The 26675-nt window shown below is 58.1% G+C and carries 25 protein-coding genes and 3 pseudogenes; 13 read left to right on the top strand and 15 right to left on the bottom strand.

Annotation, left to right across the window (positions count from 1 at the left end; all coding sequences use genetic code 11):
• Window positions 1-10 precede the first annotated feature (10 nt).
• The 13 genes from GOB81_RS14285 to GOB81_RS14225 are packed head-to-tail and all read right to left on the bottom strand — an operon-like array spanning window position 11 to window position 14613.
• The gene (locus GOB81_RS14285; protein ID WP_173571106.1) at window positions 11-1468 is read right to left on the bottom strand and encodes an NADH-quinone oxidoreductase subunit N; all 1458 of its coding nucleotides are present in this window, start codon (window positions 1466-1468) and stop codon (window positions 11-13) included.
• Window positions 1465-2982, bottom strand: coding sequence for a complex I subunit 4 family protein (locus tag GOB81_RS14280; RefSeq protein WP_173571105.1), 1518 nt, complete (start codon window positions 2980-2982; stop codon window positions 1465-1467). Before GOB81_RS14280 ends, GOB81_RS14285 begins: the two co-directional genes overlap by 4 nt.
• Window positions 2979-4946: an NADH-quinone oxidoreductase subunit L gene (gene nuoL, locus GOB81_RS14275; protein WP_173571104.1), complete on the bottom strand. Its 1968-nt coding sequence runs from the start codon at window positions 4944-4946 to the stop codon at window positions 2979-2981. The genes GOB81_RS14280 and nuoL overlap by 4 nt, the downstream gene beginning before the upstream one ends.
• Before the next feature lie 4 nt (window positions 4947-4950).
• Window positions 4951-5262, bottom strand: coding sequence for an NADH-quinone oxidoreductase subunit NuoK (gene nuoK, locus GOB81_RS14270; protein WP_173571103.1), 312 nt, complete (start codon window positions 5260-5262; stop codon window positions 4951-4953).
• Window position 5263: 1 nt separating this feature from the next.
• Window positions 5264-5764 carry an NADH-quinone oxidoreductase subunit J gene (gene nuoJ / locus GOB81_RS14265; RefSeq protein ID WP_173571102.1) on the bottom strand — a complete coding sequence of 167 codons (501 nt, stop codon included), beginning with the start codon at window positions 5762-5764 and terminating at the stop codon, window positions 5264-5266.
• A 5-nt stretch (window positions 5765-5769) separates the two neighbouring features.
• Window positions 5770-6282 (bottom strand): NADH-quinone oxidoreductase subunit NuoI, encoded by a 513-nt coding sequence (gene nuoI, locus GOB81_RS14260; RefSeq protein WP_173571101.1) that lies wholly within the window; start codon window positions 6280-6282, stop codon window positions 5770-5772.
• 25 nt (window positions 6283-6307) lie between these two features.
• Window positions 6308-7264, bottom strand: coding sequence for an NADH-quinone oxidoreductase subunit NuoH (gene nuoH, locus GOB81_RS14255; protein WP_173571100.1), 957 nt, complete (start codon window positions 7262-7264; stop codon window positions 6308-6310).
• The gene (gene nuoG / locus GOB81_RS14250; RefSeq protein ID WP_173571099.1) at window positions 7261-9996 is read right to left on the bottom strand and encodes an NADH-quinone oxidoreductase subunit NuoG; all 2736 of its coding nucleotides are present in this window, start codon (window positions 9994-9996) and stop codon (window positions 7261-7263) included. The genes nuoH and nuoG overlap by 4 nt, the downstream gene beginning before the upstream one ends.
• Window positions 9993-11309 (bottom strand): NADH-quinone oxidoreductase subunit NuoF, encoded by a 1317-nt coding sequence (gene nuoF, locus GOB81_RS14245; RefSeq protein ID WP_173571098.1) that lies wholly within the window; start codon window positions 11307-11309, stop codon window positions 9993-9995. The genes nuoG and nuoF overlap by 4 nt, the downstream gene beginning before the upstream one ends.
• On the bottom strand, window positions 11306-11797 hold the full coding sequence (nuoE, locus tag GOB81_RS14240) for an NADH-quinone oxidoreductase subunit NuoE (protein WP_173571097.1): 492 nt from the start codon (window positions 11795-11797) through the stop codon (window positions 11306-11308). The genes nuoF and nuoE overlap by 4 nt, the downstream gene beginning before the upstream one ends.
• The gene (gene nuoC, locus GOB81_RS14235; RefSeq protein ID WP_173571096.1) at window positions 11784-13550 is read right to left on the bottom strand and encodes an NADH-quinone oxidoreductase subunit C/D; all 1767 of its coding nucleotides are present in this window, start codon (window positions 13548-13550) and stop codon (window positions 11784-11786) included. The genes nuoE and nuoC overlap by 14 nt, the downstream gene beginning before the upstream one ends.
• Window positions 13551-13555: 5 nt before the next feature.
• Window positions 13556-14191, bottom strand: a complete 636-nt coding sequence (locus tag GOB81_RS14230; protein WP_173571095.1) for a NuoB/complex I 20 kDa subunit family protein — start codon at window positions 14189-14191, stop codon at window positions 13556-13558.
• Complete coding sequence (locus tag GOB81_RS14225; RefSeq protein WP_173571094.1) at window positions 14188-14613, bottom strand: NADH-quinone oxidoreductase subunit A; 426 nt, start codon at window positions 14611-14613, stop codon at window positions 14188-14190. Before GOB81_RS14225 ends, GOB81_RS14230 begins: the two co-directional genes overlap by 4 nt.
• A 503-nt stretch (window positions 14614-15116) precedes the next feature.
• Between GOB81_RS14225 and GOB81_RS14220 the strand changes: the two are divergent.
• A pseudogene (locus GOB81_RS14220) lies at window positions 15117-15348 on the top strand (transposase); the annotation flags it as partial.
• Complete coding sequence (locus tag GOB81_RS14215; RefSeq protein WP_408736937.1) at window positions 15331-15525, top strand: integrase core domain-containing protein; 195 nt, start codon at window positions 15331-15333, stop codon at window positions 15523-15525. The pseudogene GOB81_RS14220 and the gene GOB81_RS14215, both read left to right, overlap by 18 nt.
• Window positions 15526-15569: 44 nt before the next feature.
• Here GOB81_RS14215 and GOB81_RS18045 read toward each other — a convergent pair.
• Window positions 15570-15670 (bottom strand): annotated as a pseudogene (locus tag GOB81_RS18045) (IS481 family transposase); the annotation flags it as partial.
• On the opposite strand from GOB81_RS18045, the gene GOB81_RS14210 reads away from it, so the two are divergent.
• The 4 genes and pseudogenes from GOB81_RS14210 to GOB81_RS14195 all read left to right on the top strand — a co-directional run.
• Entirely contained in the window at window positions 15632-16087 is a 456-nt protein-coding gene (locus GOB81_RS14210; protein WP_173571092.1) for a hypothetical protein, read from the top strand. The pseudogene GOB81_RS18045 and the gene GOB81_RS14210 overlap by 39 nt on opposite strands.
• A gap of 197 nt (window positions 16088-16284) precedes the next feature.
• Window positions 16285-16806 (top strand): DUF4142 domain-containing protein, encoded by a 522-nt coding sequence (locus GOB81_RS14205; protein ID WP_173571091.1) that lies wholly within the window; start codon window positions 16285-16287, stop codon window positions 16804-16806.
• A gap of 498 nt (window positions 16807-17304) precedes the next feature.
• Window positions 17305-18159: a slipin family protein gene (locus tag GOB81_RS14200; protein ID WP_173571090.1), complete on the top strand. Its 855-nt coding sequence runs from the start codon at window positions 17305-17307 to the stop codon at window positions 18157-18159.
• Between the two features lie 149 nt (window positions 18160-18308).
• Window positions 18309-18825 (top strand): annotated as a pseudogene (locus GOB81_RS14195) (transposase); the annotation flags it as partial.
• Between the two features lie 297 nt (window positions 18826-19122).
• Here the strand turns inward: GOB81_RS14195 and GOB81_RS14190 are convergent.
• Window positions 19123-20004 (bottom strand): LysR family transcriptional regulator, encoded by an 882-nt coding sequence (locus tag GOB81_RS14190; RefSeq protein ID WP_173571089.1) that lies wholly within the window; start codon window positions 20002-20004, stop codon window positions 19123-19125.
• A 111-nt stretch (window positions 20005-20115) separates the two neighbouring features.
• Here GOB81_RS14190 and mdcA point away from each other — a divergent pair, with 111 nt between their 5' ends.
• The 7 genes from mdcA to GOB81_RS14155 are packed head-to-tail and all read left to right on the top strand — an operon-like array spanning window position 20116 to window position 26336.
• On the top strand, window positions 20116-21759 hold the full coding sequence (gene mdcA / locus GOB81_RS14185) for a malonate decarboxylase subunit alpha (protein WP_173571088.1): 1644 nt from the start codon (window positions 20116-20118) through the stop codon (window positions 21757-21759).
• 6 nt (window positions 21760-21765) lie between these two features.
• Entirely contained in the window at window positions 21766-22080 is a 315-nt protein-coding gene (mdcC, locus tag GOB81_RS14180) for a malonate decarboxylase acyl carrier protein (RefSeq protein ID WP_173571087.1), read from the top strand.
• A complete protein-coding gene (locus tag GOB81_RS14175) occupies window positions 22077-22997 on the top strand; it encodes a biotin-independent malonate decarboxylase subunit beta (RefSeq protein WP_173571086.1) in 921 nt (306 codons plus the stop codon). Before mdcC ends, GOB81_RS14175 begins: the two co-directional genes overlap by 4 nt.
• A complete protein-coding gene (locus GOB81_RS14170) occupies window positions 22994-23728 on the top strand; it encodes a biotin-independent malonate decarboxylase subunit gamma (protein ID WP_173571085.1) in 735 nt (244 codons plus the stop codon). Before GOB81_RS14175 ends, GOB81_RS14170 begins: the two co-directional genes overlap by 4 nt.
• On the top strand, window positions 23729-24418 hold the full coding sequence (gene mdcG, locus GOB81_RS14165) for a malonate decarboxylase holo-[acyl-carrier-protein] synthase (RefSeq protein ID WP_173571084.1): 690 nt from the start codon (window positions 23729-23731) through the stop codon (window positions 24416-24418).
• A complete protein-coding gene (gene mdcB / locus GOB81_RS14160) occupies window positions 24415-25275 on the top strand; it encodes a triphosphoribosyl-dephospho-CoA synthase MdcB (RefSeq protein WP_173571083.1) in 861 nt (286 codons plus the stop codon). Before mdcG ends, mdcB begins: the two co-directional genes overlap by 4 nt.
• 56 nt (window positions 25276-25331) lie before the next feature.
• Window positions 25332-26336 carry an AEC family transporter gene (locus tag GOB81_RS14155; protein WP_173571082.1) on the top strand — a complete coding sequence of 335 codons (1005 nt, stop codon included), beginning with the start codon at window positions 25332-25334 and terminating at the stop codon, window positions 26334-26336.
• The last annotated feature ends 339 nt before the right edge of the window (window positions 26337-26675 follow it).

Below are 26675 nucleotides of genomic sequence, written 5' to 3'. Positions count from 1 at the left end.
AACAATCCTGTCAATGCATCGTCATCTCGTTCTGCATTGCAGGCACGACAGGGGAAACAGGAAGAAGAGGATGGATGGCGCGAGCGGGGAAAAGCCCTCCAATCACCACGATTACTGTGAGAACGATGACAAGCGCCATCAGTTCCGGGCGCACGTGCCGGTTTAGGCTGGCAGATGGTAACGGTGGGGCGGTCATCATGACACGGATGATGTTCAGGTAATAATACAACCCGATAATGCTGCCGATTATGAGTACACCCAGCAATAGGTTGCGTTGGTGTTCAACGCCGGTCGCCGCAATCTCGAACTTCGCAAAAAAGCCGATACCGGGTGGAATACCCGCGAGTGAAAGCAGCATGAGCGACATGGCCGAAGCCAGGAACGGGTGGCTGAAAAACAGTCCTTTCCATTGCGCGATAACCGTGCCATCCGGCCTTTCAGGGGTGATCATGGCAGTCACGATCGCAAATACGCCTAATGTACTGGCAGTGTAGGCTGCAAGATAAACGGTTATGGCGCCCGATTGCAGACGGCCGGGGCAAAGGAAGGCAATCAGAAGATATCCCACATGCGCAATGGATGAACATGCCAGAAGACGTGTGAAGCTGGTTTGACGCAATGCAAGCAGGTTCCCCCCAATAATGGTCAGGATAATGACGACGTACAGGATGTCGTTGAGGAATGGAGGTTGGTCTCCCGTCCCGAAATAGCGGACAAGCGCAGAAAATATCGCAATTTTCGAGACCACGGCCAGAAACGCCGCCACGGGAACGGGTGCGCCTTCCATCACATCCAGCAGCCACATATGGAAGGGAACGACAGAAAGCTTGAAGAACATGCCGATCAGAATCATAACCGTGGCGGCGACTGGCAATGCGGGGGAAACATCCCCGGTCGTGATGGGCGGCATGAACCGCAACGATCCCGTAACGCCATAGGCCAGGCCGACACCAAACAGAAGAATAGCGGAAGATACCCCTGACAGAATCAGGTATTTCATCGCCGCTTCACAACCTTGCATGACGGGACGGTGGCGGAAGGTCACAAGTCCCATGAGGGAGATGCCAAGTATTTCCAACCCCAGGAAAAAGGGCATGTAATTCGCACTGAATACCATGGTCAGCGCACCCAGCGCGCCCAGCATGCACAGTAGGGGATATTCATCTACCAGCGTTGTTCTGTCATGCGTACCATCCCGCCATGACATGAGCAGGATACACATGCTGGAAAGCATGATGAGGATGGCTGTATAGTTCGTCCATCGATCCTGAATGAACAGGCTGTCGCCATTATCCGGCGCTGTGCCCGTATGATGCCCTACGAATGCAAGGGCCAGCAGCAGTGTTACCATCCCGCTCAGAAAACTGCGGTCCACCGAACGCCGCCACGCCGTTGCGGCAAGCATGACCGTGATTCCCACGCAGAGCACCGGCAGCGGTGTTGGCAGGAAAACATCATGCCCGATCATGGTGCGTGATCTTCCCGACTGGTCGTAGCCGTAACGGACAAGGGGGACGGGCCGGAAAATATCATGAAAGGCTGCGGATATAGGCCCAGAACGACTAGAAAAATCATGACACAGGCGAAAACTGCCGTCTGCCGAGCAGGTAAATCCTTTAGGAGGAGCGGGTCCACTCGAGGGGCTGCCAGAAATACACGGTTGACCATCCGCAGGGCATAGATGGCGGCAAGGACCAGTCCCACGGTCGTTAGTGTCGCAATGGCAGGGCTGACAGGCCATGTCGCCAGCAGAACAAGGAACTCGCCCGTGAAATTACCCAGTCCCGGCATTCCGAGCGAAGCCACGGCAAAAAACAGTCCCGAGGCGGACAGGCGAGGCATGGCCGCCCACAATCCACCGATACGGTGCATGTCACGTGTATGCAATCGGTCCTGAATGGCGCCCGCGATCAGGAAAAGCGCCCCCGCGCTCAACCCATGGGCCAGCATCTGTATGATCGCCCCCTGCATCCCCAGGCGTGAACCGGTAAAGATACCAAGCACCACGAAGCCCATATGGCTGATACTGCTATAAGCGATCAGGCGCTTGATATCATTCTGCGCACAGGACAACCACGCCCCATACAGAACCCCCACAACGCCCAACCCCATGGCGATGGGAGCGAAATGAATGGCCGCATCGGGAAACAGCATGACGTTAAACCGGATCATGCCATAGCCGCCGGTCTTGAGCAGGATACCCGCCAGCAGCACGCTGGCTGCCGTGGGTGCCTGCGTATGGGCATCCGGCAGCCAGACATGGACCGGCACGACAGGCAGCTTGACGGCAAAGGCGATGAAGAAACCCAGCATGAGCAGCATGGACAGGGTCGGGGACAGGGGTGTTTGGGCCAGTGCGAAGTAATCGAATGTCAGCACGCCGGTTTCCCGGTCATGCGTAATGACCAGACCGAGGATAGACAGCAGCATGAGCAGGCCGCTGCCCTGCGTGAACATGAAAAACTTCAGGGCGGCGCGCTGCCTGTCCTCATGCCCCCATACGGCAATCAGCACGAACATCGGCACCAGCATCAGTTCCCAGAAAAAGAAGAACAGAAACAGGTCTGTGGCTACGAATGTTCCAATAATACCTGTAAGGGTCATGAGAAAAAGGAAATAAAATGCGCCGGACTTGACCGTGACCTGACGGGTGGCAAGACATGCGCACAAAAAGCACAGGATAAGCGAAAGCCAGATCAGCGATAGCGAAAGACCGTCCAGGTCCAGCCTAACCGCGATCCCCATAGTGGGGATCCAGGGCATGGAAAAATGCTCCAGCCATGGCCCCGTACGGGTCGGATGGCCGAAAGTAATTCCTGCAAGCAACAGCGTTTCCACAATCAGGGTCGCCAGCATCATCCACCATGACGCATTGCGGGAGGGGGGAGAGGTGGTGGCGGTATGGAGCTGGATGCGTTCAGTCAGCCATGCCAGCCCACCGCCCATGATGGGCAGCAGCACAAGGGCGGGAAGGGGGCTCATGCCAGCACCGCCATGGCAAGGCCCGCGCACAGCCCGCCGACAATCCATGCTGCATACCACCGTACGCGACCGTTATGTATCTGGCCCAGCAGGTGATCCGCCGATCTGATACCCCGTCTTCCCCCTAGCGTCAGTATGTCAAGAAAACCTGTCCGTGACCTCAGAACCGAGGTACTAACCGCCTGCGTCAACCGCCCTGTTCCGGTGATGGCATGGTCAAGGATGTCATGCCGCGTCAGCCACGTCAGGAAGCGAAAGGGTTGTACGAACAGGTGATCATACACGACGTCCATGCCCCCTCCGGTGCGGGCAAAACGGATAACGGCTGCTTGCCCCGGTATTTCTCGCATGATGGGTGAAGGACGCCCCCACAACACCCATGCGACCCCAAGTCCGGCAAGAGGGACGATCGCGCCCACCAGCACAAGCCAGCCAGGTTCATCTGCATGTGACGGGGGTAACGTAGGATCAAGGAGAGCACTGAACAGGTGAAGGGGAGGAAATGTCATGGGCATTTCAATGATGCCTCCGCACAGGGACAGAACGCACAGGCAGCTAAGGGGAATGGTCATGAGGCGTGACGTCCGGCCTGTCGCCGTGGTTCCGGATTTTCCGAAAAAAACGATAAATACGCAGCGGAAAATATAAAGCGCGGAGAGGAAGGCTCCCAGCAGACCGATCCCCCATAATACATGGCCGCTCAGGGTCCATTCATGCGTCAGGCGGAAATGGGCGGCCCATACACCCGACAGGATCATTTCCTTGCTGTAGAAGCCTGCCGTAACCAGTGGCACACCGGCCAGTGCGGATGCCCCCGTGATAAAGGCGGCGGCCAGTCCCGGCATGGCGTGGCGCAGGCCGCCCAGACGGAAAATATCCTGTTCATGATGGGTGCGCACGATAACGGCGCCCGCAGTCAGGAAAAGCAGCGCCTTGAAAAAGGCATGAGTCATCAGGTGAAACAGCGCCGCCTGCCACGCTCCGCACCCAAGGGCGAGAAACATGTAACCAAGCTGGCTGATCGTGGACCATGCAAGGATACGTTTGAGATCGGACTGCACCAGCGCCGTGCATGCCCCCATAAGCAGGGTCAGTGCTCCGAGCACGGCCATAAGCGCCATGACAGGGACCGCCATGACAAAAAGATCATGCAGTCGCGCAATCAGATAGACACCTGCTGTAACCATGGTCGCCGCATGAATAAGGGCGGAGGTCGGTGTGGGTCCTGCCATGGCATCCGGCAGCCATGTCTGGAAAGGGATCTGCGCCGATTTGGCAAGAGCCCCTATGAGTATGAAGAGTGCGGCCATGTTTACGGCGGACAGGGCTACCTGCCCGTTTGCAACCGCCGCCAGCACGGTACCGATGTGCAGGGAGCCTGCCGCCGTGGCCAATAGCAGCAGTCCACACAGCAATGCCGCGTCTCCCATGCGGGTCATGTAAAAGGCCTTGCGTGCGGCGGCGGTATTGGCGGGGGTGTCATACCAGAACCCGATAAGCAGGTATGAACACAGTCCCACGCCTTCCCACCCGATAAACAGGCAGAGCAGATCGGACGCCAGCACCAGCACCAGCATGGAGGCTATGAAAAGCGTCATGGAGCCGAAAAAGCGCGCAATACCCGGATCGTCGTGCATGTAGCTTACGGCATAGATATGGATCAGCAGCCCCACGATCGTGACGACAAGGATCATGACCACGGAAATCCGGTCCAGCATGAACGCGATATCGGCTGAAAATCCTGCAATATGTATCCATGGCCACAGCATTACCTGCAATGTCCCCGTCGCAGGGCCGGACAGGAGCATGACGGACAAGATAACGCTGATTACGGCTGACATTCCCACTCCGGTGCAGGCAAGCGTCCCGACAGCACACGCACTCAGGCGTCCGGCAGATACAAACACGACCAGAGAGGCCGCAAGCGGGGAAAGGATGAGAAGGGGAAGCAGAATTTCACCCATGGCCCTATCCTTGCAGAAGGTTGCCGGTATCGGCATCCAGCGTGGGGCGTCCCTGGGCATGCAGACGCAGGATGATGGCCAGCCCCACCGCCGTTTCCACGGCAGCAAGAGCGAGGATCAGCAGGAACATCACCTGTCCCACCGCATCATGCCAGCGCGCGCCCGCGCCCACGAATACGAGGGCAGCTGCATTGAGCATGATGTCCAGCGACATCAGCATGAATACCATGTTGCGCCGTACCAGAACGCCCGTCAGTCCGACCGAAAACAGGACGGTCGCCAGCAGCACGGTGTCGTTGAAGGGAAAAGCCGGCATGTCAGCGGTCCTCCATCCAGTTACGACCGATATGAAAAGCCGATATCAGACCAGACAGAAGAAGGAATGATACCAGTTCGACCATCAGCACGTAGCGGCCAAACAGGCTCAGCCCGACATCATGCGCCGTTATGGGGGGAATGGTGGGCAGAGAGCCGGAAAAGGGGCTGATACAATAAAGAAGTTCCGCACATACAATGGCAGCCAGGATGCCCGGTCCCAGCCACGCGCGCGGACGCAACCATTCCTTTTCACGCGCGCTGTCCGATTGCCCCAGATTGAGCATCATGATGACGAAGACGAACAGCACCATTATCGCGCCTGCGTAGATGATGATCTCCAGCATCGCCGCGAATGATGCTCCCAGCATCACAAGTAATGCCGCCAGCGCCAGCAGCGTCACAACCAGATACAGCACCGCATGCACGGCGACCTTTCGGGTAATGACCATGATGGCCCCGATGATGGTCACACTGGCAGCAAGGAGGGCCAGGGCGTGCATGACGGTTACGGCAGCAGGGAGTGGAGATCGACCGGTGGGCGTTCGCGTTCGGATGTGCCGCGCGCCTTGCCGGGAATGGGAATGCCTGCGACATTATAGAAGCTATATTCTGGATATTTCCCGGTCCCGCTTATCAGAAGGTCTTCCTTTTCATAAACAAGATTGTGTCGCGCATACTCGCCCATTTCAAAATCGGGCGTGAGTTGTATGGCGTATGTGGGGCAGGCTTCCTCACAAAAGCCGCAGAAAATGCAACGGGAAAAATTGATCCGGAAATATTCGGGATACCACCGTCCATCGGCTTCGGTTTTCTGCAGACTGATGCAGTCCACCGGGCAGACGACAGCGCACAGGTTGCACGCCACACACCGCTCCATCCCATCGGGATCGCGCGACAGGATGATCCGCCCGCGATAACGCGGCGGCAGGTAGGGTTGCTGTTCGGGATACTGCACGGTCGCGCGCCGGTGGAAGGCATGGAGCGCCGTCAGGAACAGGGTGCGCAATGTATCAAACATGGGAGATGCCTTTGCATCAGGCGTGCTACAAAGACGCACGCAGCATAAGGATGGTTCCGGTCGCCATGACATTTAACAGAGAAAGTGGCAGCAGGACCTTCCAGCCCAATGCCATCAACTGGTCGTAACGCGGGCGAGGCAGGCTTGCGCGTAGCAGGATGAAAAACGCTACCATACCCCCCGTCTTGAGCAGGAACCACACGGCAGGGGGCAGCAGCGGCCCGCGCCAGCCACCAAGATAGAGCGTGGTGACAAGGCTTGAGACCAGAATGATCCCGGCATATTCGGCAATGAAGAACATACCGAATTTCATGCCCGAATATTCGGTATGGAATCCCGCTCCCAGTTCGTTCTCGCCCTCGGGAAGGTCAAAGGGCAGACGGTGTGTTTCCGCAATGCCTGCAAGCATGAACACGCCAAAGCCGAGGCATTGCGGGATGATGAACCACAATCCCGCCTGCGCCGCCACGATGTCTTGCAGACTGAATGATCCGGCCATCATGACCACGCCCATCAGGGAAAGCCCCATGAAGACTTCGTAGCTGATCATCTGCGCGGCTGCCCGCATGCCCCCCAGCAGTGCGAATTTGCTGTTGGATGACCACCCGGCCAGTACCACCGCATAGACCCCAAGCCCCATCATGCCGAGGATGAACAGCAGCCCGACATTCATGTCGCTTGCAATGCCCGCGTGCATTGGCAACGGAATGACGGCAAAGGACAGCAGGACCGTCATCATGCCAATAGCCGGAGCAAGGACGAAAACACCCCGATCGGCAAATGGAGGAATCCAATCCTGCTTGAACAGGATCTTGGTTCCATCCGCCACGGCCTGAAACATGCCGCCCGGTCCTACGCGATTAGGGCCATACCGGTCCTGCCATAATCCCAGCAGTCGTCGTTCGACCCATGTCAGCACGGTAGCAAGGCCAAGGAGAACAAGCGGAGTAAGAATGATGGTGAGGAGCGCTGAATAGGTCATGACCGTTCTCCTTCGCCTGGCACTGTTTCCAGCCGGGCCATTCGGGGAAAACGAAAGGCGCGTGCGACCATGTGCGCGGGGCATAGGGCAATGCCTGCAGGAAGTCCGGGCACGGGTTCCACGGGCAGGATGTGTGGTCCGTCTTCCAGATGCAGCACCATGCGGTCTGATGTGGTTACGCTGGCGGGCAGTCCCAGCATTGGCGCGGTTGATCGCGCAATAATGGGCGGCGAGAACATGCTCAGTTCTTCACTGCCGAACAGGCGCGTATCGGGCAGTACCAGAACGGCATCCGCCTGCGGAGCATAGGGGGCCGGAATATCCGTGGCGTACGCGTAGGGATGCGGTTCCGTGTCATGATGTTCCGCATGGGATAACAGCCGGATGCCGGATGGGCCGCCACGCATGGGTCCACCAATTTCGAACTGGAAACGGTTAAGTGCCTGCACCGAATTCCATGCTGGCGCCTGATAGGTGGGAACCAGCGCGCCGGGCATCTCCGGTCCGTATGCCCCTTCCATTGAACTGCTGAATGGCGTGTCCGGACTGGCGGGAGGTGGCTGGTCGCGCACACTTATGAAGGAACGGATGACGGTCCGCCCGCTGGCGCGATAGGTCTGGCTGCGCAGTTTCTCACCATTGATACGATAATCCGCTCCCGGGGCGGCCATGGCTGCCTGGGCAAGATTTGGAAACGCCATTGCCAGCGCGGCAAGAACCTCATTGAGATCCCGCCAGCCGAGCAGGCCCGTGATAGGACGTGGGGGTGGATCAAGGCTTCGGGCCAGCGCCTGTATCCACCGCCATCCGGCTTGTATGGGGGCAGGGGGAAAGACCACCTGAAAAAAGCGTTGTGCCCTGCCTTCCTGACTGACCAGTGTGCCGCTGCATTCGCTGAAGGCAGCAACTGGCAGAATAAGACTGGCGTGGTGGCACAGCGGCGTGACCGTATGGTCGATCACGACGATATCGGGAACGGCCGCCACGAGCTCCGCCACATCCGCCGGACTGAGGTCGCGTGTGAGGTCATTTTCCACGATGATCAGGGTGGAAATCTCGCCTGCCCGGGCCTGTTCCATAACTGTTTCCAGCGGCAGTCCCCCTATCATGGCCAGCCCCATGCTGTTGCATTCAGGCAGAACCAGCGAGAGGCCCGCGGCAGGCGTGGCGCGCGCAAGGGCTGCGGCAATACTGGAGGCGGCCTGCATCAGCGCGAGGGAACCGTATTGCATGCCGGATACGATCAGCGGCTTTCTGGCTGCCATAAGCGCATGTGCAATACGGGTGGCACGTACCGCATCATCTGGCGCCAGATCCGTGACGGGCGTGGCGGAGGGATCAATTTCGTGGGCAATGGCAAAGCCCAGCCGTGCGATATCATCGGGCGCTGCGCGAAAGGTTTCCGCAGCCACACTGTCCAGATCAGTTGGTGCAGGCGTCATGACATGCAGGGCGGAAGGGCACTCGCTTCCCAGCGTACGGACCGCCGCATCCATCCAGCGTGGCACCTTGGCGTTGTCCGCCGTATGGAAGGAGGCCTGACGCACCGACTGCCGCAACGACAGGCCCAGCCGGGGCGCGGTGGCGCATACATCCTCGCCCAGAACCAGCACGGCATCGGCGCTTTCCATTTCATGCAGGGTGGGGAGGGCGCCGGGATGCCGGGTGAGCAGGGCATGGGCCAGTTCCGTGCATTCCTGTTCATGCCGCGTCTGGCCGGTGGCGAAATGTTGTGGTCCCACCAGTGTATGCAGGCTGAAACAGGTTTCGAGTGCTGCACGGGGCGAGGCTATGCCCACAATTCGCCCCTTCGCCGCCATACGGGCAAAGGCCGTCAGGGCATCGGCCATGGGTACGGACACCTGTTGCCCGTCAATAGTGTTCAGCGGCGTGCGGATCCGTGTCGGCGCATTGACAAAACCATGACCGAACCGGCCCCGGTCGCACAACACGTAGCGGTTGATGTCCGTATTGTAGCGGTTAAGGACACGCCGGAGAGTTTCCTCACGTGCATTGACGATGGTGTTGCAGCCCACCGCGCAGTGTACGCACACTGAGGGTGTCCCCCGCATGTCCCACTTGCGGGTGTAGACGGTGGAAAAGGGTTTGTCGGTAAACACGCCAGTCGGGCAGATTTCCACCAGATTGCCGCTGAATGCGTTTTGCAGCGTGCCATCTTCGGCACGGCCGAAATAGACATTGTCATGCGATGCAAAGGCCGCCAGATCGTCTCCACCCGCGTAATCACGGTAGAACCGTACACAGCGGTAGCAGGCGATGCAGCGGTTCATTTCATGCTTTACGAACGGCCCGAGATCCTGATTCCGGTGGGTCCGCTTCGTAAACCGGTAGCGACGGGTATTGTGCCCGGTCATGACAGTCATGTCCTGCAGATGGCATTCGCCGCCTTCCTCGCATACGGGGCAGTCATGGGGATGGTTGACCATCATCCATTCGATGACGCTGGCCCGAAAGTCCCGGGCTTCCGGGTCGTCAATGGAGATGATGGTATTCTCGCTAACAGGAGTCATGCAGGCCATCACGATGCGGCCCTTCCTGTCGTCCGGTCCGCTGAACTGTTTGATGGCGCACTGTCGGCACGCTCCGACGGAGCCTAGTTCGGGATGCCAGCAGAAATAGGGCAGGTTGGCCCCGGCTTCCAGGCAGGCCTGCAGGAGGTTGATGTCGCTGCGGGTCGGGCAATCCCGTCCATCGATGCGGATGGTGGTCATGGTCCTGCTCCTGCTCCTGCTCCGGCTTGGTGAGGGCAACGGCCCTGCTGGATGTGGGCAGCGAAATCGGCGGCAAAAAGCTTCAGTCCACTGGCCAGTGGCGCCATCGCTCCCGGCGCATGGGCGCAGAAGGTGCGGCCCGGAGCACCCAGCATGCGGGCATGACGATCAAGCTGGTCCATGTCTTCATCCCGGCCGGTCCCGTCTTCGATCGCATCCAGCAGGCGTTCCACCCATGGCAGCCCGTCACGGCATGGCGTGCACCAGCCGCAGGATTCCTGTGCGAAGAAATGTTCAAGGTTGCGGATCATGCCGATGGGGCAGGTCCGGTCATCCAGAATGATGGCCATGCCGGTGCCAAGCCTGCTGCCCGCCTTTTCCACCGATCCGTAATCCATGGCGACATCAAGGGCTGTCGCGTCGATAAAGGCGGTGGACGCTCCGCCGGGCAGGAGGGCGCGCAACTGGTAGCCGGGGCGCATGCCGCCTGCATGGTCCTCGATGATCTGCCGCAGCGGCGTGCCGATCGGCAGTTCCCATGCGCCCGGTTTTGTCACCCGGCCGCTGACACCATAGATCTTGGTGCCGCCATCATCCCCCAGCCCAAGCCCCGTGAACCATTCTGGTCCGTTGGCGATGATATGGGGCAGGTTGCACAGCGTCTCGACATTGTTCACCACGCTTGGCGCGCCCCACAGGCCGCCGGTCTGCGGAAAGGGTGGTTTGCTGCGGGGTGTGGCGCGGCGGCCTTCCAGCGCGGTCAGAAGGGCAGTTTCCTCGCCGCATATGTAGCGTCCGGCGCTGGAATGTATGTGGATGTCAAAACTGAAGCCCGAGCCAAGAATATTCTCGCCCAGCCAGCCTTGTTGCCGAGCTTCCCCGATCGCGCGGTGCAGGCGGGCGCAGGCTTCCTGATATTCTCCACGCAGAAAAACGATGCCATGCCCTGCCTGCACGCCATAGGCCGCAAGGATCATTCCTTCGACGAGTTGGAGGGGATTGCCTTCAAGCAGCCAGCGATCTTTGAAGGTGCCCGGTTCCATCTCGTCGGCATTGGCGATCAGGTATTTGCGACGTTCGGATGCGGGTTCCTTGGGCACGAAGCTCCATTTCTGCCCGGTTCCGAAGCCCGCGCCCCCACGCCCGCGCAGCTTTGAGCGTGTCACCATGTCAATGATCTCAGCCGGGGCAAGGCTTCCCAGCGCCAACCGCGTGGCCTGCCAGCCGCCAGCGCGCCCGTATGCCGCACAGTCCGGTGGACCGGCGGCAGGATCGATCATGGCGGTCAGGGGACGTTCGGAGGCCGGCGTCATGGCGTATTTCTCAGCGTATCGATCAGTTGGTCGAGGCTTGCCGTGGTCACATCTCCATGCAGCGTATCGTCAATCAGCATGGCCGGAGCGTGATCGCAGTGACCGATACAGACCGTGGGGAGCAGCGTGATGGCGTTGTCTGCCGTGGTTTCCCCCGGCCTGATGTCCAGCTTTCCGCACAGATGGGCGCACAGCGGTTCACGTCCCATGATCCAGCATGAAACGCTGTCACACAGCATGATGACATGCCGCCCGACCGGCCTGCGGAACAGCAGGTTGAAATAGGTCGCGACGCCATCGAGGTCATCGGCCGAGATACCCAGCAGGTCGGCCACTTCGCGCAGATGCACGGTGCTGACCCAGCCAAAGCGGGCCTGCACCAGCCGTAGGGCTGCGACGCTCGCCCCGCGCGGATGTAGTTCCTGCGCCGCAAGGGCAAGGATTTCCGCGCGCATGGGCGCGGGGAGGGGATATTCAGCGGTCCACATCGGCCATTACGAAATCGATGCTGCCCAGGATCGCGATCAGGTCCGCGACCATGATCCCGCGACTGAGCAGCGGGATCATCTGGAGGTGAGCGAAAGAGGGCGTGCGGATGCGCGTACGGTATGACGCGGTACCGCCGTCGCTGATCAGGGTATAAGTGTTCACGCCTTTCGTGGCTTCGATACTGGCCCGTGCTTCTCCCGGTGGAATGACCGGCCCCCAGCTTACGCTGAGGAAGTGATGGATCAGGGTTTCGATGTCATGCATCGTCCGCGCTTTGGGCGGAGGGGTTGTCAGTGGATGATCGGCCTTGACCGGGCCTGCGGGCATGTTGTCCACGCACTGGCGGATGATGCGCAGGCTCTGGCGTATTTCCTCCACATGCACGGCAATCCGGTCATAACAGTCGCCGTTGGTGCCGGTGGGAATGTCGAATTCGAGCTGGTCATAACAGGCATAGGGCGCATGTTTGCGGTAATCCCATTCCCGCCCTGTGGCGCGCAGCCCCGGCCCGGTGACGCCCCATTCAACAGCCTCTGTGGTTGTATAGGCGCCAATTCCCTTTGTACGGGCGCGGAAGATGGGGTTGCGCATGACCATCGCATCGTATTCGTCCAGCCGTAAGGGCAGATCATGGAGAAAGGCGCGGATCAGTCCTTCCCACCCATTGGGCAGATCCATGGCGACCCCGCCAATGCGGAACCACGCCGGATGCATGCGAAAGCCGCATATCGCCTCGATAATCCCGAACACGCGTTCGCGGTCGGTAAACATGTAGAACACTGGAGAAAGTTGCCCCACATCCTGCGCCATGGTGCCGTAGAAGACGAGGTGGCTGGCAATGCGGAATAGTTCTGCGAGCATGACCCGGATCATCTGCGCTCGTGGTGGCACGGTAATCCCGGCCAGTGTTTCTACCGCCATCACATAAGGGAAATTGTTCATGACGCCGCCGAGGTAATCCACCCGGTCGGTGTAAGGGATATAGGTGTGCCATGACTGGCGCTCCCCCATCTTTTCCGCCCCGCGATGGTGAAAGCCGATATCGGGCACGGCATCGACAATTCGCTCCCCTTCCAGTTGCAGCACAATGCGGAAAACCCCGTGCACACTGGGATGATTGGGACCAAGGTTGAGAAACATGAAGTCGCTGTGGTCACTGTGTCGCCGCATACCCCATGCGGACGGGTCAAAGCGCAGGGCGTCCTGCTCCTGCGCTTCGTGTTCTTCCGTCAGGCTGTAGGGCGGCATTTCGGTGGCGCGGGCATGGTGGTCCTTGCGCAGGGGATGTCCGGTCCATGTGGGTGGGGTCAGGATACGGCGCAGGCACGGATGGTCCTGGAAATGGATGCCGAACAGGTCCCAGACCTCGCGTTCATACCAGTTGGCGTTGGGCCAGAGATCACAGATGCTGGGAAGGGTGGGAGCGGTTGCGCCCAGGGGCACCTTGATCCGCACCTCATCCGAGCGGGTGTTAAGCGACATCAGGTGATAGACAACCGTGAATGCCGCCTGTGGCTGCCCGTCGCGATGGGTGCGATCGCGTTCATCTATGGCCGTCAGGTCCAGAAGCATGAGGGATGCGGCAGCCGATGTCCTCAGTGCGGCAAGGGTGGGGCGCAGATCGGCTGCCGCCATCCAGAGGATGGAGATCCCGTCACAAGCAGTCTGTGTGGCCAGTAAGCCGTTGGGAAGATGCTTTGAAATTCTTTCCGGAAGACTCTGTTCGCGGGCAGGAGAAAGGAGGGTGGTCATGGGCGTCAGATCTCGTCGGGCGTGCGCAGATCGCGCATGCCCCGACGCTGGCTACGCTTTTCATCGCGCAGGCTGGGCGGTGTCACGGGTTCCGCACCCTGCGGCCCGACCAGCCAGCTAAGAGGCCTGCGCTGTGTGCCGATGGATTTCTGCAAAAGCAGCAAGCCCTCCAGCAGGGCCTCGGGGCGCGGGGGACAGCCGGGCACATACACATCCACGGGCAGGAAACTGTCCACACCCTGCACGACACTGTAAATGTCGTACATGCCGCCGGAATTGGCGCATGACCCCATGGAAATCACCCATCGTGGCTCCAGCATCTGGTTGTAAAGATGCTGGATAACCGGAGCCATTTTGACGAACACGGTGCCGGAAATGACGATAAGGTCGGCTTCGCGTGGTGTAGCGCGCAAGACTTCGGAACCAAAGCGGGCGATGTCGAACCGGCTGGTGAACGCCGTGGCCATTTCCACGTAACAGCACGACAGGCCGAAATTCAGCGGCCAGATGGAGTTTTTCTGCCCCCAGGCTACAAAGTCCTGTAACCGGCCCATAACCAGGTTGCGGCGCAGGGTTTCACTGAAACTGGGCGAAGGCTGGGCGTCTCTGGAACTGCGGGGGGAAGAAAGGGACCAGTTCATGATGCATGATCCTTTCGTCCGTCCGCTATATCGCACCTACGGACCCGCGGCCCCCAGTCCAGCGCTCCGCCCCGCCACAGGTAGACAAGGGAAATCGCCAGAAAAACAGTAAAGGCGAGCGCCGCGCCATAACCGATCCATCCCGTTTCGGTCACAACTGTTGCCCATGTCAGGAGAATGGCGGTTTCGACGTCAAAAATGACAAAGAACATGGCCACCAGATAATACTGTACAGGCAGCCTCAGATGTGCCGATCCCGTGGGTATGATGCCGGACTCAAAGGGTAGCGACATGGAGCGGCCCATGGCTCTGCCGTCCCGTCGGGCGCCGGTTATGGCAGACAGTCCCATCATGCTGGTCAACAGTATTCCTATGACAACAGAATAGGTAAAAATTGACCATATATTGGAAACATTTTGCATAACTGGCAATTCCGTTTCTGTTTGTTTTATCTTGAACGGAGGCTATGTGCGTAATGTTATCCGCATTGACGGATCAGGACCGGGCGCCGCTTTATGAGGACGCAGTATGCATCCCTTCATGTATTCCGGCAGGAGGTGTGGAATGCCGGAATATGCTGCCATTCGCTATACGCGGCAGGAATGGGGAAGTTGCTGCCTGATCATGCAAGTTTTTCCTCGAAGCGACGGCACCTGCTACGGGATGTATCCTTGCCTGAATATGCTTTGTTTCCGTATTAAACGGACGTAGAGCGAAGACCGGAGGCAGAGGAGAGGTAAACGTAAAATCCTTGTTTTATTTAAGGATTTTTGCTTCTACCCTATGTCATGCGGGCGCGTCTGGTCATTCTGGCGAACGTTATGTTACCCAATGATCGATGATGGGATCCACGTCACGCCAGAGATAGTCACCGAATTTCGGACAGAGCGTTAAGATATCCCAGACCTGAGCGAGAGCGGGTTTTATGGGCAAAGTTACGCGGAAACGGTATTCGGGTGAATTCAAGTCGTGGGTTCCGCTGGAGGCGATCCCATGTGAGCAGCCGCTGGCGGAACTGGCGTCGAAATACGGCGTGCATCAGACGATGATCGCGCAATGGAAGAGTCAGGACGATCGAAGGGACGTCGACTACGTTCTCCGGCAAGCCTGCGGTCGTGCGGATTGCGCGTCCGGCGGATGTGGAGAAGCGGCACGCATTTGATACGGCATCAGAACTTCGAGCAGGTCTGGTAGAATGGATCGGACACTACAATGCGGATCGGCCGCACTCGGCACTGAGTGGACGCACGCCCGATGAGGCGTATCACATAGCGCCGACATCTTCTGATCCGAGGCTGCCGCCGGATCAGGAGGCTGACATCAACTGGGTATAGCTTATTCAACCAGAAAAACTGTCCAAATAAACGGGGCCACCTCTCCCGAACGCCCGGCTCAGTGTCTCAAGCGAAGCCTGCGATCGTGTATTGCTGCTCGGACGGCGTGCGTGGTCGTGGTGCTGCGGTGACGTATCTGTCCCATAATGCTTCCTTCCACTCACGTGAAAATATCACACCAGCAAACCCCGGGACTAAACACATAGAAGCCTTCGACATCACCGTTACAGCGCTGCTTGAGGAACCTGCCGTAACGGGGCCCGTGATCGGATCGCTTGGAAGCCCAACAACGGAACCGGGCCACGTTTCCGATCGCTCCCGTGTGCTGTGGGCGACTGCCTTCGGTGATCTTTCTGGGATTCGAGAGGAAATGACCGCGGTCGCCCGCTGCAGCCTTCCGGATCATCTGGCTCTGAGCTTTCGCGGCTGCATTTCATTCTGGGTGGCAGGTGAAATCGCAGACGAAGACCTGCATGAAAGAGCATACGCGATTGCCGCAGCGCTGCTGTTTGGCTTCGTTAAGCCGGAAGTCGAAGGCCGATTGATGCATCTGTTGAAATAGGACGAGCTCAAAACTTCTTCCTGCTGAGACTCCGCTTTTAAAAGGCTAGCCGTCTCGCCGTTTATCTATTTTGACTTGATGCAGATGCTGAAACGGACTGGCAGCGGTGCTAAGAAATCTCCCTAAATGTCGGCGAAACTTTTGCCCACACTCAGACGATATCATGGTCGGCCCCTTTGTAGATGGAGGACCGTACCATGAAGTACGCAGCAATTGCCGTCGCAACTTTTGCATTTGCTTTCCCCGTGCATGTCGCTGCCTCACAGGACAGCGTTTCGACTTCTGACCGAAGCTTCATCGCGATGGTTAGCCAAGGGGGGATGTTTGAAGTGAAAGCTGGCCAGTTAGGCGCCGATCAGGGCAGCACCCAGGATATCAGGGATCAGGGCACGACGGAGGCCCACGATCATGCTCTCGTTGGCTCAAAGCTCAAATCAATCGCTTCCGGCGCTGGAATAGACATTCCTGATACGCTGAATGCGTCCTTTCAGAAAAAATTTGATGACTTAAAAGCTTTGTCCGGGACAGCGTTCGACGCCGAATACCTGCGAGACATGGAGGCAATCCACGCCAAAGATGGCGCCGCCTTTGCCAAGGAGGCAAAATCCGGTACCGATCTGAAGTTAATGGCTTTCGCCGCCGAGACGCATCGCATCGTCGAACGGCATATCGGCGAGTTGCAGGCTCTCGGAGTAGCCATGCCCGCCTCTCAAAGGTAAAGGACTGGGCGTTTTTTCCGCTGCCCGGAATAATGAAAAGCCCTATTTTCGAGCTTGCATTTGAACTGCGCTGCCATCTGGACGCTTCTAAAAACCCCCGTTCTGAAACGCAAACAGTGATTCCATTCTCTCGTGAGACTTCGAGGGAGACCCAGCGGCAGGACAATCAACCACCATACGCCATGTTCGTTCGTTACGTTGCTTGATTGTTAGAGGGGCCCGATTGCTGATCGAAACAAGTATGTCCTCGTCGTTTCTGTTCTTCCTCATGGTGCTGTGGCTGTCTGATGGAATCCTGTTCGGCGTAATTGCATCCATTTCTGGTATCGGCTGGACCGTTCGACGGATGCTGCAGCCTCGAACCGATTGACCCGTAATTTTCACCATACAGTAGTGGTGGACTTTATATCTCAGGATAGTGCCAGAATATATAAAATATTTTCAGAAACTTCTGCCAGAAACTTTTGCAATGCCAGCACGAGAACAGGGATATGCCCGATGATTTCGTCATTTTTCAACGGTATCCCGCTTTTGATCTACGCGGTTCCCGTTATCGTCTTGTTTCTGGCGATCCTCGCTAGGTCGACGATCAAAATCCTCCGTGAATACGAGCGCGCGGTCGTATTCACGCTCGGCCGGTTCCAGCGCGTCAAGGGGCCGGGCCTCGTTCTGTTGTTCCCTTTCGTACAGGAAATGGTGCGGGTCGATCTGCGGATCCAGGTCGTAGAGATACCGACACAGGACGTGATTTCGCGAGACAACGTCTCGATGAAAGTGGATGCCGTCCTCTACTTCAACGTCGTCAATCCCGAGCACGCCATCATACAGGTGCAGAACTATCTGCCCGCCACCAACATGCTGGCGCAAACGACGCTGCGATCCGTTCTGGGGCAGCACGATCTTGACGAGATGCTGTCCGAACGCAAGAAGCTCAGCACCGACGTGCAGGAGATCCTGGACAGCCAGACGGAAACCTGGGGGCTTAAGGTCAGCAACGTCGAGATTAGGACAGTCGAACTGACCGACAATATGGTTAAGGCGATCGCCAAGCAGGCAGAGGCGGAACGGGACCGTAGGGCGAAGATCATCCATGCGGAGGCGGAATTCCAGGCATCCCAGACGCTCGTCAACGCGGCCAAGATCCTGGGCAGTACCCCAGCGGCGATGCAGTTGCGTTACCTGCAGACCCTGACCGAGATCGGCGGCGAGCAGAATTCGACTATCATTTTCCCAATGCCGATCGACATCATCAGGCCTTTCCTGGATATTCTGGAAAAGGCCGATAAAGGCGTCCGGCCCAATGGCGCTCTTGATGGTGCCAGTGCGGCGGAGGCCCATCTGGGAGCCCCTTGACGATGTCTGGGTGTGGGGCTCTCGGAAGGGATCATGCGACACGCCCGGTTGGTCGGCGTTTTTGCCAACGTGGAGGGTTCGAAACACCCCTTAGTTTTGAGTTTTGCCCTGTGCTTCCATTCCTCATGTCATGATTGGGGGATGGCGGTATGAAGCAGTTGGGCTTTTTTGATGTTGAAGAGAGTCTGGCTCGTTTGAGCGGATTGGGCGAGCAGCTCGAAGCATTTTCGCGGACTGTGGATTTTGAGGCGTTTCATCCTGATCTGGACAGGGCTCTGGCCTATTCGGACGGAAGTAAGGGTGGTCGTCTGCCATTTGATCTGGTGCTGATGTTCAGGATCCTGGTGATCCAGACCCTGAGCAACCTCTCTGACGAGCGAACGGAATACCTGATCAACGACTGCCTGTCCTTCATGCGCTTTCTCGCTCTCGGCTTGGCAGATCGTGTCCCTGATGCCAAGACCATCTGGCTGTTCCGCGAACGCCTGACACAGACAGGTGCAATCGAGGTATTATTCAATCGCTTTGATATGATCCTGCGGAATGCAGGCTCTCTGCCGATGTCTGGTCAGATCCTGGATGCCACGCTGGTAGCCGGCACCAAAGCAGCGCAACACCAATGTTCAGAATGCTGACCTCCGGGCTCGCCGTATCCCGAAAGACTGGTAGGACAAGCCGGTAAAGCTGTCGCACAAGGACCGGCACGCCCAATGAACTCTGCTCGGCTGCAAGAGCAGAGCGAAAACCATCCAGAAGAACCATCAATTATCAGCCAAGGAGCATGAAATCAGCTTGTCACGCTGCCAATCAACGGTTCTTCAATCCCTACAGGTCATTCATCTTCGGTCTCCTTCCAGAAACCTGAATCAGATTTATCCCCCCTCAAATCAATGGGGCCTGAGTCTAAGTTTCAGCTGTTTGCGTTCACTCTGCATGATCTGATTGGGAGCATTGGATCCGACATCAGTTCGTGGGAAAACGATGGTGATCCAGACGCGAAACATTTTCACGAATAGCCCGCACCAGAGCTTCGACCGCCACGTTTGCCTGCGTTCCCTTTTGCCGTTCTAGTACAAAGGGGAGGGCAGGGAGTTCGGGCAAACCGACCTCGGATTGATCAATAATCTCCAACCCGTCCGGCACAAAACCACGTCCGAATACCGAAATGCCCAAGCCACCCAGCACTCCGGCTCTCAGCCCCGTAATACTCAGGCTCGTATGAGCAATCCGAAAAGGAATTGAAGCTCGCTCCAGAGATTCAATAACCATCTCCCGGCTGATGCTAGGCTCCGGATGCAGGGCCAGAGCAAGCGGGCGTTGCAGAGCAATCTCGCGCTCATCCGGAGCCATCACCCATACCAGGGGATCTGACATCAGAGATTCTGCTCCCGCCGGTGATACTTTGGTCTTTGCAAGCACAATATCGAATTCCCCCGCATGCAACTTACGAAGCAGATTGGCGCTGAGTCCTATTTCAATCTGAAGCGTCACATCCGGATAAGAACGACGGAAATGTCTGAGAATATCAGGCAGCCGCGAAGTCGCGAAATCCTCTGCTACCCCGAGACAGACCAACCCGCTCACTGAGGAGGTGGCAAAGTCGCGCTCAGCCTCCATGATTGCATCAAGGATGCGTCGCGCATGACCCAGCATGCGCTCCCCGTCAGGCAGAAGAAGAACCTGATGCGTTGAGCGTCGGAAGAGACGTTTCCCAATCTGATTTTCAAGTCGTCTGATCTGCTGGCTCACGGAAGACTGGGTGAGACCAAGCCGCTCCGCCGCCATGGTGAAACTGCCTTCTTCCACCACGGCAAGAAAGCTTTCGAGAAGAACATTATCCAGCATGATAATTATATTAGCAAAACCACTCACCAACCTGTCAATAATTTGTTCTGTCACTGACCATCGCGGGAGCCTAAACGTGATCCAATAGCTTTTCGGACAGGACCGGACTCCATGCGTGACTGGACTAAGCAACGAACCGAACGAACAGCACGCCTGAAAGGCGCAATGCCCCTCGCAACCGGCAAAATCGTGAAGGCCGAACAGGTCACGGAACTGCTCGGCCATCTCATAAAAAGCGGTGACCGCGTCTGCCTGGAAGGCGATAATCAGAAACAGGCCGATTTCCTCGCCCGCTGTCTTACTCAGGTCGACCCGGCCGCCATTCACGATCTGCACATCGTACAGTCCGGACTGGTCCTGACCGAACACCTCGATCTTTTCCGGCTGGGTATCGCCAGAAAACTCGATTTTTCCTATTCCGGCCCGCAATCAGGCGCCATCGCCCGTGCCCTGGATCAGGGGAAAATCGAACTCGGCGCCATTCACACCTATATCGAACTCTTCGCCCGCTATTCCGTGGATCTTACCCCCAACGTGGCGCTGATCGCCGCCGTCTCCGCCGATCGGGAAGGGAATCTTTATACCGGCCCGAACACGGAAGACACGCCAACCATCGTCGAGGCAACGGCGTTTAAAAGCGGTATCGTCATCGCTCAGGTCAATGAAATCGTCGATAAAGTCCCTCGCGTGGACATCCCCGGTGATCAGATCGACTTTGTCGTCGAAGCACCGGAACCATTCTATGTGGAACCCCTGTTCACCCGCGATCCAGGTGCGGTCACCGAATCCCAGATTCTGATGGCCATGATGGCGCTGAAAGGGATCTATGCCGAATATCAGCCAAAGCGTCTGAATCACGGCATCGGATTTGCAACCGCCGCCATCGAACTCCTGCTCCCGACATTCGGGGAAAAGCTCGGTTTACGTGGAAAAGTCGCAACCCACTGGGCTCTCAATCCACATCCGACACTCATTCCGGCAATCGAAAGCGGCTGGGTCGAACAGATCCACTGCTTCGGCAGCGAAGTCGGTATGGATCAGTATATGTCTGCCCGACCCGATATCTATTTTATCGGAAAGGACGGAACGCTCCGGTCCAACCGCCTCCTCTGTCAGAACGCAGGCCTCTACGCCAGCGACATGTTCATCGGGTCAACCCTCCAGATCGACCTCGCCGGCAACTCCTCGACCGTCACGCCCGACCGTATCGCCGGTTTTGGAGGTGCGCCGAATATGGGTTCCGATGCGCACGGACGGCGCCACGTCTCCGACGCCTGGCTCAAGGCGGGTCGTGAAGCCGCAGGGCATTCCGGACTGCTCGTACGGGGCCGCAAACTCGTCGTCCAGATGGTCGAGACATTCGGTGAAGGGATGAAACCAGCCTTCGTCGAGGAGCTGGACAGCATCGCGCTTGCGAAAAAACTCGGCATGGAACTGGCGCCTGTGATGATCTTCGGTGACGATGTAACGCATATCATCACCGAGGAAGGGATCGCCAATCTCCTCCTGTGCCGAAACGCCGACGAGGTCGAACAGGCAATCCGGGGTGTCGCCGGCTACACACCCGTCGGCATGGCCCGTGACAGGGTGAGAGTGGAAGAACTCCGTGCACGCGGTGTGATCCGGCGCCCGGAAGATCTCGATATCGAACCACTGGAAGCCAGCCGGAACCTTCTTGCGGCCCGATCCATTCGCGATCTCGTGACCTGGTCGGGCGGTCTCTACGTCCCGCCATCAAAATTCCGGAACTGGTGAGGAAAAATGGAAAAGTTCACCATTCGCGCACAGGCGAGAACATCACTCCCCGGAAGGGGAAAACAGGCCATCGTCGGTGTCGTCGCATCCGGAAACCTTGAAATCCTCCTTGAGCGCACCGAACCGGATCAGACCGTCGTCGTTGACGTCGTAACCTCCGCCAGAGGATTTCAGACCGTCTGGGAGGCCGTCATCGCGGATTTCGTCACCCGCTCGTCACCGGGCGGCGTGCGGTTCTCCATCCATGACAACGGAGCACGACCGGACACCGTGATGCTGCGCCTCATGCAGGGTGTCAACGTTCTGGAGAAGACAGCATGATTCCGGAAGAGATCATCCATCAGCCAAGCTGGTATGAATCAAGCGCCCGAGCCAGAATCGTCGGCCTGCTGGATACAGACACCTTCGCTGAAATTCTGGGGCCAGCCGACAGAGTCATGAGCCCGCATCTTGATCTTTTCGATCTCCCGCCCGCCTTCGATGATGGCATGATCATCGGGCGCGGAAAGCTCGCAGGGCGCGCCGTCGCCGTCGCCGCACAGGAAGGCCAGTTCATGGGAGGCACCTTCGCGGAAGTGAGCGGCGCCAAACTGGTCGGACTACTGCGAGCCGTCACCGCCGCCGTAGGCACAGCTTCAGCCGTCACAAGCGTCCTGCTCCTCCTCGACACAGGCGGCGTCCGGCTTCAGGAAGCCAATGCAGGAGAAATGGCAGTCTCGGAAATCATCCGGGCCGTCCTCGATACAAGACGGGCAGGGGTGCCGGTCATCGCCCTCATAGGCGGTCGCGCCGGAGCCTTCGGCGGTGGCGGTATCGTGACAGCCTGCTGTTCCCATGTGGTAATTTCGGAACAGGGCCGAATCTCCGTGACCGGACCGGAAGTGATCGAAACCAATCAGGGTGCCGAGGAATTTGATTCCCGTGACCGTGCTCTCGTCTGGAGGATCACAGGCGGTCGCAGCCGCGTCCTGCTCGGCGGGGCCGACAGCTACGTGAAAGGCGATATCGCAGGTTTCCGCGAGATGGCCATTCGCGTCCACAACACAGTTCCTGCTTTTTCGCCAGAAACCATGATGATGGAACAGGATCGCCTGAAAAAACGTCTCGAATTTTACGGAGACTGTACCGACACGCCTGAAATATGGTCCCGTGCCGGGCTCTCCGATCCCGACAAAATCTACGAAATCGACGATGATGCCTTTCTGGCCCTGCTTTCTCAGAAGGGGAGCCGCTCATGACGCCCGATGATCTTCTCGCAAGCCTGTTCCCAAAGAAGCACGCCGTCGTCGCCGGACCGCACAACACACTTTCAGGCACGGCGACACTGGACGATGACCAGACGGTCGAGGTTCTCGGCATCACCGGTGGAACACCGCTAAGCCCGGAAATCGCCATTCAGCTCGCCGGGCGCGTTCTGGAGATCATCAATTCAGGCAGCAAAACACCGATCGTCTTCCTCCTCGACACAGCAAGCCAGCGCATGACCCGCCGCGATGAAATGCTCGGCCTGAATGAATATCTCGCCCATCTCGCAAAAGTCATTGTTCTTGCAGGAACAATAGGGCACCGAACAGTCGGCATTCTCTACGGCACCGCAGCGGCAGGCGCGTTCATCGCCACAGCCCTCGCAACGCAGACACTGATCACCGTCGACGGCGCCCTCCCCAGCGTCATGGATCTGCCTTCCATCGCCCGCGTGACAAAACTGCCTCTCGAGGTCCTGCAACAGAAAGCCGAAACCACGCCGATCTTCTCACCCGGCGTGCCCGCGCTTGCGGCAACAGGTGCCGTTTTTGAAACATGGCCCTCAGACAGAACAGATTTCCCTGAACGCCTCAAATCCATCCTCACCACGAATGACGGACAGACAGATCTTCGTGACAGATTGGGCGAGAAACGGGGCGGTCGAAAAGTCGCCCGTGACATCGCGCAACGCGTCGCCATGGCCTTTTCGCAGGTGGATCGCTGAATGCCCACACTCCGGCGCCATGCCCTGTTTACTGTCCTGCCCGCAAGCTGGACGGTTATGGCCGGGCATTACCCGGAGCACGAAGTCAGATCCTGGGTCGAAAAGGGGCGCCCCCTGATCTGTCGCAGGCCGCTGCCTCATGAAGTATCCGGCACTGCACCGGGCGTCCCGCTGGGCCTTCCGCTGCCCCCCTGTATGGGAAAGCAGAGACTTTCTTTTCTGGCACCACAGCACACGGTGCGGTCCTTCCCGGTCTCGCCCGATCTGTCAGCACATCAGACGTGCACCGGCCTGTCCGATGCGCGGAAAAAAGACATCACCCTGCTGCTCGCCCTTGGACACCGGCACCACATCGCACCTCAGGTTACAGGGAGTCTCTTTTGGCAAAGCATGACGCATCTTCCTTACCTGTCCGAAAACTCTGACCTCGATCTCCTCTGGCACGTCGATCCCCGCAAGCACGATGTCATCGCTCTGCTGCACGATCTCGCAAAGGCAGAAAACTCACTTTCCATGCGGCTCGACGGAGAAATCATCTTCCCGAATGACCGCGCCGTACAATGGCGGGAACTGCATCATGCCCTTAAACGTCGTGATAATGCCCCTTTACTCGTAAAATCACTTGTAGGCCTTGAGCTGATCGCCCCGTCATCTCTGATGCCCGTTTCCGAAAAAACGCACGCGGCATGAAAATAAATGTTGTCGCGCAGCCTGCTTTTCATCTGCCTCTGGCGGACGCGCAGGCCGTCGCACTGGTGGCAGGAGAGGCTCTGCTCCGGGAGGTCATGACCTGGCCAAAACCAGGCCTTGTCAGCCACATCGATAATGGCAGCCACACCGATATGGATATGGGAATTTTCCTGAAAAGCGCTCAGGCCATCACCCCATTTTTCGGCATGCTCTTCCTCGCCGGCTATCACCGCGCCGGACTTCCGAAATTGCGAAGCATCGGCCTGGCCGCCGAACAGGCCATGCTCACCGCAACCGGCGGAATCAACACGCATCGCGGGGCCATCTGGGGGCTTGGCCTTCTCAGCGCTGCGATTGGATGGCGAACATCGCAGCGTTCATCGGCCTCTTCTTGCGATATCGTGCGATCCGTCTGGGGACATGAAATTCGCGCAACCCCCAACAACTCCCGAAGCCATGGCGGGCAGGCAAAACAGCGATACGGTGCCGGTGGTGCTCGTGAAGAAGCCCAGCTCGGCTTCCCGATCATCCGTCACATCGGGCTCCCAGCCCTTCGTCTGGGCAGGATCATGCGCCCGAACGATGAAGGTGCCGCCCGTGTGCAGTGCTGCATGGCACTGATTGCCGCCATGGAAGATACAAACCTGCTGCATCGGGGCGGCCCGGAAGGACTGATCTTCGCCCGTCGCCTGGCAGGAGAATTTCTGATGAGCGGCGGTATAGCCGCACCGGACTGGAAAATCCGCGCCGCATCCATCCATGGCCGGTTCACTGAAAAAAAACTGTCCCCGGGTGGCGCGGCGGATGGTCTTGCTCTGTGCCTTTTCCTCGACAGGGAGCGATCCCTGACGAGCTGAACACAACAGTCACTCCCTGAAACAATCAAGAGCCAGAACAAGAAAGAGGTCAGACAATGATCCAGGTTCTCCTGATTTCGCTATTTCCGATCTTCGCAGTCATGGTCGCCGGTTACATCGCCGGAAAACGTGGACGGGTCGATAACCGTAATGTCGCCAGTCTGAATGTCCTGACAATGGAATTCGCGCTCCCGGCAGCTCTCTTCGCAACCACGGCAAGAGCCTCGCGAACCGTACTGGCCGAACAATGGCCGTTGTTGGTCACTTTGCTCGTGGCAATGCTCGTGGTGTTCCTGCTCGTATGGCTTCTCGCCCGCTTCAGCTTCAGAACGTCGTCCGCCGTCGCAGCCGTGATCGCTCTCAGCGTGTCACTGCCAAACTACGCCGCAGCCGGCATCCCGCTAGCGTCCGCGGTGTTCGGTGCAACCGGGAAACTCTATATAACAACAGCTATTGTCTCCGGTGCGATCGTCATGTCACCCCTGACACTCGCGTTTCTCGAAGCATCGAAAACACAGGGAGAGGTGAGTGGTCTCCGGCTGCTTTTCCAGTCCGTCGGCCGGTCCATGCTGAAGCCCCTGGTCATCGCGCCCTTTCTCGGGGTCGCCATAGCCCTGACAGGATTTGCCCTCCCCACATTTATCCTGCGTTCATTCGATCTGCTCGGACAGGCCACGGCAGGTGTAGCCCTTTTCGTAACCGGCCTGATCCTCAGCGCCCAGAAAGTCTCATGGTCCCCGCGCATCATCGGCCTTTCGCTGCTCTGCAACGTCGTCCAGCCCCTCATCGCCATTCCGCTTACATGGTTCATCCCAATGACGCCGGAAATGGCACACGCTGTCATTCTCCTGACAGCCCTTCCCGCAGGTTTCTTCGGCCTGCTCTTCGCCTTGCGCTATCAGGCTGACAGCCGCGATGCCGGATCAATCATGGTTGTCAGCACGCTTCTCAGCCTTTTCACGCTGACGGCTGCGCTCTGGCTAACACAGGTGTCAGTGCCCGTCGCAAGCCCGGCTGCAACACTCCCGTCCGCCCGAAGCGTCGCACTGGTGCTGCACTGATCCGAAAAAACGCGCAGACAGGTGACATCGCAACCGCCTGTTGCACTCCGGTTTGTCGATCATAAAACGGTTTGCAAAGATTCTGTTCGCATGATGTACAGATCAGTGGTTTTACAAAGGGCGAGCGGAAGACCGGGCTCTCCCCGAACCCGGAAGGGGTCGCAGACCCCTTTACCCCAATCTGTTAATAGGCAAGGTAGTTTCCAAAGGTCTCTGACCTTTGCTAGGGCGTGTAGTCAGTTAGCGCCTGCTGGTCTGGGCCTTGTACTTTTGTCCGATGCATGATGTTTTCTCCCTGTTTTCAGGGGGGATATATGGATGCGCCGGTATGCTCTGAGT

This window comes from Acetobacter conturbans (genome assembly GCF_011516755.1).
In the GTDB taxonomy this organism is placed as follows: domain Bacteria; phylum Pseudomonadota; class Alphaproteobacteria; order Acetobacterales; family Acetobacteraceae; genus Acetobacter; species Acetobacter conturbans.
Note: the sequence above shows the minus strand (reverse complement) of the source record. Positions and strands in the feature narration are given on the sequence as shown.

Excerpts from the sequence above, each read along its gene's own strand:
- GOB81_RS14285 (WP_173571106.1), bottom strand. The coding sequence starts at position 1,468 with ATGATCGGGCATGATGTTTTCCTGCCAACACCGCTGCCGGTGCTCTGC.
- GOB81_RS14280 (WP_173571105.1), bottom strand. The coding sequence starts at position 2,982 with ATGAGCCCCCTTCCCGCCCTTGTGCTGCTGCCCATCATGGGCGGTGGG.
- nuoL (WP_173571104.1), bottom strand. The coding sequence starts at position 4,946 with ATGGGTGAAATTCTGCTTCCCCTTCTCATCCTTTCCCCGCTTGCGGCC.
- nuoK (WP_173571103.1), bottom strand. The coding sequence starts at position 5,262 with ATGCCGGCTTTTCCCTTCAACGACACCGTGCTGCTGGCGACCGTCCTG.
- nuoJ (WP_173571102.1), bottom strand. The coding sequence starts at position 5,764 with ATGCACGCCCTGGCCCTCCTTGCTGCCAGTGTGACCATCATCGGGGCC.
- nuoI (WP_173571101.1), bottom strand. The coding sequence starts at position 6,282 with ATGTTTGATACATTGCGCACCCTGTTCCTGACGGCGCTCCATGCCTTC.
- nuoH (WP_173571100.1), bottom strand. The coding sequence starts at position 7,264 with ATGACCTATTCAGCGCTCCTCACCATCATTCTTACTCCGCTTGTTCTC.
- nuoG (WP_173571099.1), bottom strand. The coding sequence starts at position 9,996 with ATGACCACCATCCGCATCGATGGACGGGATTGCCCGACCCGCAGCGAC.
- nuoF (WP_173571098.1), bottom strand. The coding sequence starts at position 11,309 with ATGACGCCGGCCTCCGAACGTCCCCTGACCGCCATGATCGATCCTGCC.
- nuoE (WP_173571097.1), bottom strand. The coding sequence starts at position 11,797 with ATGTGGACCGCTGAATATCCCCTCCCCGCGCCCATGCGCGCGGAAATC.
- nuoC (WP_173571096.1), bottom strand. The coding sequence starts at position 13,550 with ATGACCACCCTCCTTTCTCCTGCCCGCGAACAGAGTCTTCCGGAAAGA.
- GOB81_RS14230 (WP_173571095.1), bottom strand. The coding sequence starts at position 14,191 with ATGAACTGGTCCCTTTCTTCCCCCCGCAGTTCCAGAGACGCCCAGCCT.
- GOB81_RS14225 (WP_173571094.1), bottom strand. The coding sequence starts at position 14,613 with ATGCAAAATGTTTCCAATATATGGTCAATTTTTACCTATTCTGTTGTC.
- GOB81_RS14205 (WP_173571091.1), top strand. The coding sequence starts at position 16,285 with ATGAAGTACGCAGCAATTGCCGTCGCAACTTTTGCATTTGCTTTCCCC.
- GOB81_RS14200 (WP_173571090.1), top strand. The coding sequence starts at position 17,305 with ATGATTTCGTCATTTTTCAACGGTATCCCGCTTTTGATCTACGCGGTT.
- GOB81_RS14190 (WP_173571089.1), bottom strand. The coding sequence starts at position 20,004 with ATGCTGGATAATGTTCTTCTCGAAAGCTTTCTTGCCGTGGTGGAAGAA.
- mdcA (WP_173571088.1), top strand. The coding sequence starts at position 20,116 with ATGCGTGACTGGACTAAGCAACGAACCGAACGAACAGCACGCCTGAAA.
- mdcC (WP_173571087.1), top strand. The coding sequence starts at position 21,766 with ATGGAAAAGTTCACCATTCGCGCACAGGCGAGAACATCACTCCCCGGA.
- GOB81_RS14175 (WP_173571086.1), top strand. The coding sequence starts at position 22,077 with ATGATTCCGGAAGAGATCATCCATCAGCCAAGCTGGTATGAATCAAGC.
- GOB81_RS14170 (WP_173571085.1), top strand. The coding sequence starts at position 22,994 with ATGACGCCCGATGATCTTCTCGCAAGCCTGTTCCCAAAGAAGCACGCC.
- mdcG (WP_173571084.1), top strand. The coding sequence starts at position 23,729 with ATGCCCACACTCCGGCGCCATGCCCTGTTTACTGTCCTGCCCGCAAGC.
- mdcB (WP_173571083.1), top strand. The coding sequence starts at position 24,415 with ATGAAAATAAATGTTGTCGCGCAGCCTGCTTTTCATCTGCCTCTGGCG.
- GOB81_RS14155 (WP_173571082.1), top strand. The coding sequence starts at position 25,332 with ATGATCCAGGTTCTCCTGATTTCGCTATTTCCGATCTTCGCAGTCATG.